The 3,768-nt window shown below is 76.7% G+C and carries 4 protein-coding genes; all 4 read right to left on the bottom strand.

What is annotated here, in order from left to right; translation table 11 throughout:
* Positions 1–145 precede the first annotated feature (145 nt).
* The gene (locus ND747_RS15785) at positions 146–673 is read right to left on the bottom strand and encodes a cobalamin biosynthesis protein (RefSeq protein ID WP_251734380.1); all 528 of its coding nucleotides are present in this window, start codon (positions 671–673) and stop codon (positions 146–148) included.
* Positions 654–2,273 carry a cobyrinate a,c-diamide synthase gene (locus ND747_RS15780; RefSeq protein ID WP_251734379.1) on the bottom strand — a complete coding sequence of 540 codons (1,620 nt, stop codon included), beginning with the start codon at positions 2,271–2,273 and terminating at the stop codon, positions 654–656. The genes ND747_RS15785 and ND747_RS15780 overlap by 20 nt, the downstream gene beginning before the upstream one ends.
* Positions 2,267–2,875 (bottom strand): cob(I)yrinic acid a,c-diamide adenosyltransferase, encoded by a 609-nt coding sequence (gene cobO / locus ND747_RS15775; protein WP_163550841.1) that lies wholly within the window; start codon positions 2,873–2,875, stop codon positions 2,267–2,269. Before cobO ends, ND747_RS15780 begins: the two co-directional genes overlap by 7 nt.
* The coding region (locus ND747_RS15770) for a VWA domain-containing protein (RefSeq protein WP_251734378.1) at positions 2,872–3,768 on the bottom strand (897 nt) is incomplete at its 5' end. The genes cobO and ND747_RS15770, both read right to left, overlap by 4 nt.

The following is a 3,768-nucleotide window of genomic DNA, read 5'->3' as shown; positions in this document are numbered from 1 at the left end:
AGGGCACCCCCACCGCAACCGACGAGGCCGACCGTCTGCGCACGCTGCTGCTCGACGGCCTTCGCTACCAGCACACCGACGGCATCCGGGCAGGTCGGTGATGTCGGCCGGTGCCGCTCGGTCGGTGGGCTGACCTGGATGTCGGCTACGCACATCCGGTGCTCGGGTGTCGGGCGATGGCGAGGGTGGCGCGGGGGCTGGTCTGTTTGCGCAGGATGAGACGTCCCGGGGACGGTGGGACGGTGTCGGCCCGGGTGGAGGTGGTGGGCAGGGCGAGTTGGCAGGCGGCTTCGGCCACGCTCGGGGTGCCCAGCGCCGCGGCGGCGGCGGCGCTGGGGTGGGGGACGTTCACGGTGGCCAGCAGTGCGGCGGGGTGGGCGATCAGTGGCCAGCCGTGATGGGCGGCCGCGCCGCGCAGGCCGGGTTCGCGGGCGCGGACGTCGACAGTGGCCAGGGCCCGCACGGACACCGGGGACACGCCCAGGGCGCGCAGGCCGTGGTCGATGAGGGCGAGGACCTCCCGCGTCTGCACCCCGGGCCGGGCGCCGATGCCCACCACGAGATCGCGTGCGCTGTGGTGGGGCGGCGGGTTCCCGCCCGGGGGTCTGGTCTGCGGGCCGGGCGGGGTGGGGCCGCCGGTGTGCTCAGGCGGCTCAGGCGGCGTCGATGGCATCGGCGGGATGTCCGGTGTCGGTGGGGTGGGCGGGGCGGGTCGCGTGGGCGGCCTCGAGCAGGCGGCGGGCGATGTCGGGCTGGCCGGCCCAGTGCAGGTGCAGGTAGGAGGCGTGGACCTGGCCGCGCACGAAACCCTCGGCACGCCACCGGGTCGCCGTCTCGCCGCCGCCGCCCCGGGCCGCGCCGCCACCGCGGGGTGCGGTGTCGTCCCGGGCGGGTGGGAGAGGGTCGTCGGCGACGGGAAGCCACCAGGCGGCCCCGGTCGCCGCGCCGGGGGCGGGTAGGACGGTGCGGTGGAACTCGTGGGCGCCCAGCGGGGTGCCGGCGGGGGTCAGGGGGCTGGCGGTGGCGGCGATGGCGTGGCGGTAGCCGAGGGTGAGGCGGGGGCCCATGACGGCGGCGACGTCGAGCACCCCGCACATGGGGACGCCGTCCAGGGTGGTGGCGAGGTAGAGCAGGCCGGCGCATTCGGCGCTGATGGGACGTCCGGCGGCGGCGAACGCGGCGATCGCGGCGCGCAGCGGGAGGTTCGCGGCGAGGTCGGCGGTGTGTTCCTCGGGGAAACCGCCGCCGAGGATGAGCGCGTCGGTGCCGGCGGGCAGGCTCTCGTCGCGCAGCGGGTCGACGGTGACGACGTCGGCGCCGGCGGCGCGCAGCAGTTCGGCGTGTTCGGCGTAGCCGAAGGTGAACGCCGCCCCGCCGGCCATCGCGACCCGCACCGGCCGTCCTCCTGCGCGCGGCGACGGCGGCCGCGCAGCCGAAGCCTGGACTGGAGCCGGAGCCGGAGCCGGGGCTGGGATCGGGGAGGGCGAGGGTGCGGGGGTGGTGAGGGCTTCGGTGGGCTGCCAGGTGGGGGTGTGCAGGGGTGGGGCGGCGCGGGCGACGCGCAGCAGGGCGTCCAGGTCGCAGGTGGTGGCGACCAGGTGGGCGAGGCGGTCGACGGCGGCGACCGCGGCGGGACGGCGTTCGGCGGCGGGGACCAGTCCCAGATGCCGGGACGGGGTGTGCACTGTGGTCTCGCGGGGCAGCGCGCCGAACACGGGCATGCCGATGTCGGCCAGCGCGTCGGTGAGCAGCCGGCGGTGGCGTGCGGAGCCGACCCGGTTGAGGATGACACCGGCCAGGTGCAGCCGCGGGTCGAACATCCGGAAGCCGGTGACCAGCGCCGCGATCGACCGGGACGCCCCGGAGGCGTCGACGACCAGGACGACGGGGGCGTCCAGCAGCCGGGCGACATGGGCGGTGGAGGCGTGGTCGGCCTGCTCACCGGCGCGGGGCGTGGCGACCCCGTCGAACAGGCCCATCACGCCTTCGACGACGGCGATGTCGGTGCCGGCGGCGGCGTGGGCGAACAGCGGGGCGAGCCGCTGCGGTCCGCACAGGACGGCGTCGAGGTTACGTCCGGGTCGGCCGGTGGCCAGCGTGTGGTAGCTGGGGTCGATGTAGTCGGGGCCGACCTTGTGCGGGCTGACCCGCAGGCCGCGGGCGGCCAGCGCGGCCATCAGTCCGGTGGCGACGGTGGTCTTGCCGGCGCCGGAGGTGGGTGCGGCCAGCACGAGCCGGGGCAGGTCGAGGCGGCGCGTCGGGCCGGTCACCATTCGATGCCTTTCTGGCCCTTCTGGCCGGCGTCCATGGGATGGCGGACCTTGGTCATCTCGGTGATGAGGTCGGCGGCGTCGAGCAGGGGGGTCGGGGCGGCCCGGCCGGTGATGACGACATGTTGGGCACCGGGGCGGGTACGCAGGGTGTCGACGACCTCGTCGAGGTCGAGCCAGCCCCAGCGCAGCGGGTAGGTCATCTCGTCCAGGACGTAGAGCCGGTAGGTCTGCGCGGCCAGGTCGCGGCGGATCTGCGCCCAGCCTTCGGCGGCGGCCGCGGCCGGGTCACCGGCGGGGTCGACGCGGTTCTGGATCCAGCTCCATCCGGCGCCCATCCGATGCCAGGTGACGGTGCCGCCGGCGCCGGACTCCCCCAGTGTCTCGAGGGCCTTCTCCTCGCCGATGCGCCATTTCGCCGACTTGACGAACTGGAAGACGCCGATCGGCCAGCCCTGCGCCCAGCCGCGCAACGCCAGACCGAACGCGGCGGTCGACTTTCCCTTGCCGTCGCCGGTGTGCACGATCAGCAGCGGCCGGCCGCGGCGCGCCCGGGTGGTCAGCCCGTCGTCCGGCACCGTGGACGGCACCCCCTGCGGACTCATCGGGACAGCTCCTTGAGCTCGACGCGGACGGCCCGTGGGGCCGGTGGGGCCGGTGCGGCCAGCCGGGCGGCGGTTGCGGGTGCTGCCGGTCGGGCGGGTGGGGCGGGTGGGTGCAGCAGGGGTAGGGCGTCGAGCGGGACGGTCCGGGCGCCGAGGGCGTCGGCGAGACGGGCGGCCAGACCCAGCCGGATCATGCCGGTCTCGCAGTCGACGACGACACTGGCCAGCCCACCCGCGGTCATCCCCCGCCCCCCGCCGCCGCGGGCGCCGGACGTTCCGGACGCGGCCAGGGCCGTGGGGGCGCTGCGACGCAGGGCGCGGGCGACGGGCAGCGGGTCGCCGCCGGCGGTGGCCCGTCCGTCGGTGACGACGACGAGCAGGGCACGTCGGGACGGATCGCGGCGCCGTTCGGCGGTCAGCACCTGCCCGGCGCGCAGCAGACCGGCGGCCAGCGGCGTCCGTCCGCCGGTGGGCAGGGCGTGCAGGCGGGCGGCGCCGGCCTCCACACTGGACGTAGGGGCGAGCACCACCTCGGCGCCGGCGCCGCGGAAGGTGATCAGACCGATGCGGTCGCGGCGCTGGTAGGCGTCGACGAGCAGGGCGAGCACCGCGGTGGTGACCAGGGTCATCCGGGCCCGTGCCGCCATCGACCCGGACGCGTCCACGCAGAACAGCACCAGGTTGCCTTCGCGGGCGACACGGTGCGCGCCGCGCCGGTCGGACGGCACCAGCCGCAACGCCCTGCCCCCACCCTGGCCGCCGCCCCGGGAGGCCTCCGGGATGGCACCCGGGACACTGCCCGGGGTGAGGTCCGGGGTGGACGGGGGGGTGCGGCGGCCGCGGGCGTGCTGGTGGGGGGCGGCGGCGAGCAGGGTGGCGGGCAGGTGCAGGCC

Origin of the sequence: Frankia sp. R82 (assembly GCF_023716925.1) — a bacterium.
Lineage (GTDB): Bacteria > Actinomycetota > Actinomycetes > Frankiales > Frankiaceae > Frankia.
The sequence above is the reverse complement of the archived record's forward strand: the minus strand, read 5'-3'. Positions and strand labels throughout refer to the sequence as shown.

Coding starts and splice junctions, on each gene's coding strand:
- ND747_RS15785 (WP_251734380.1), bottom strand. CDS start 673: ATGCCATCGACGCCGCCTGAGCCGCCTGAGCACACCGGCGGCCCCACC.
- ND747_RS15780 (WP_251734379.1), bottom strand. CDS start 2,273: ATGGTGACCGGCCCGACGCGCCGCCTCGACCTGCCCCGGCTCGTGCTG.
- cobO (WP_163550841.1), bottom strand. CDS start 2,875: ATGAGTCCGCAGGGGGTGCCGTCCACGGTGCCGGACGACGGGCTGACC.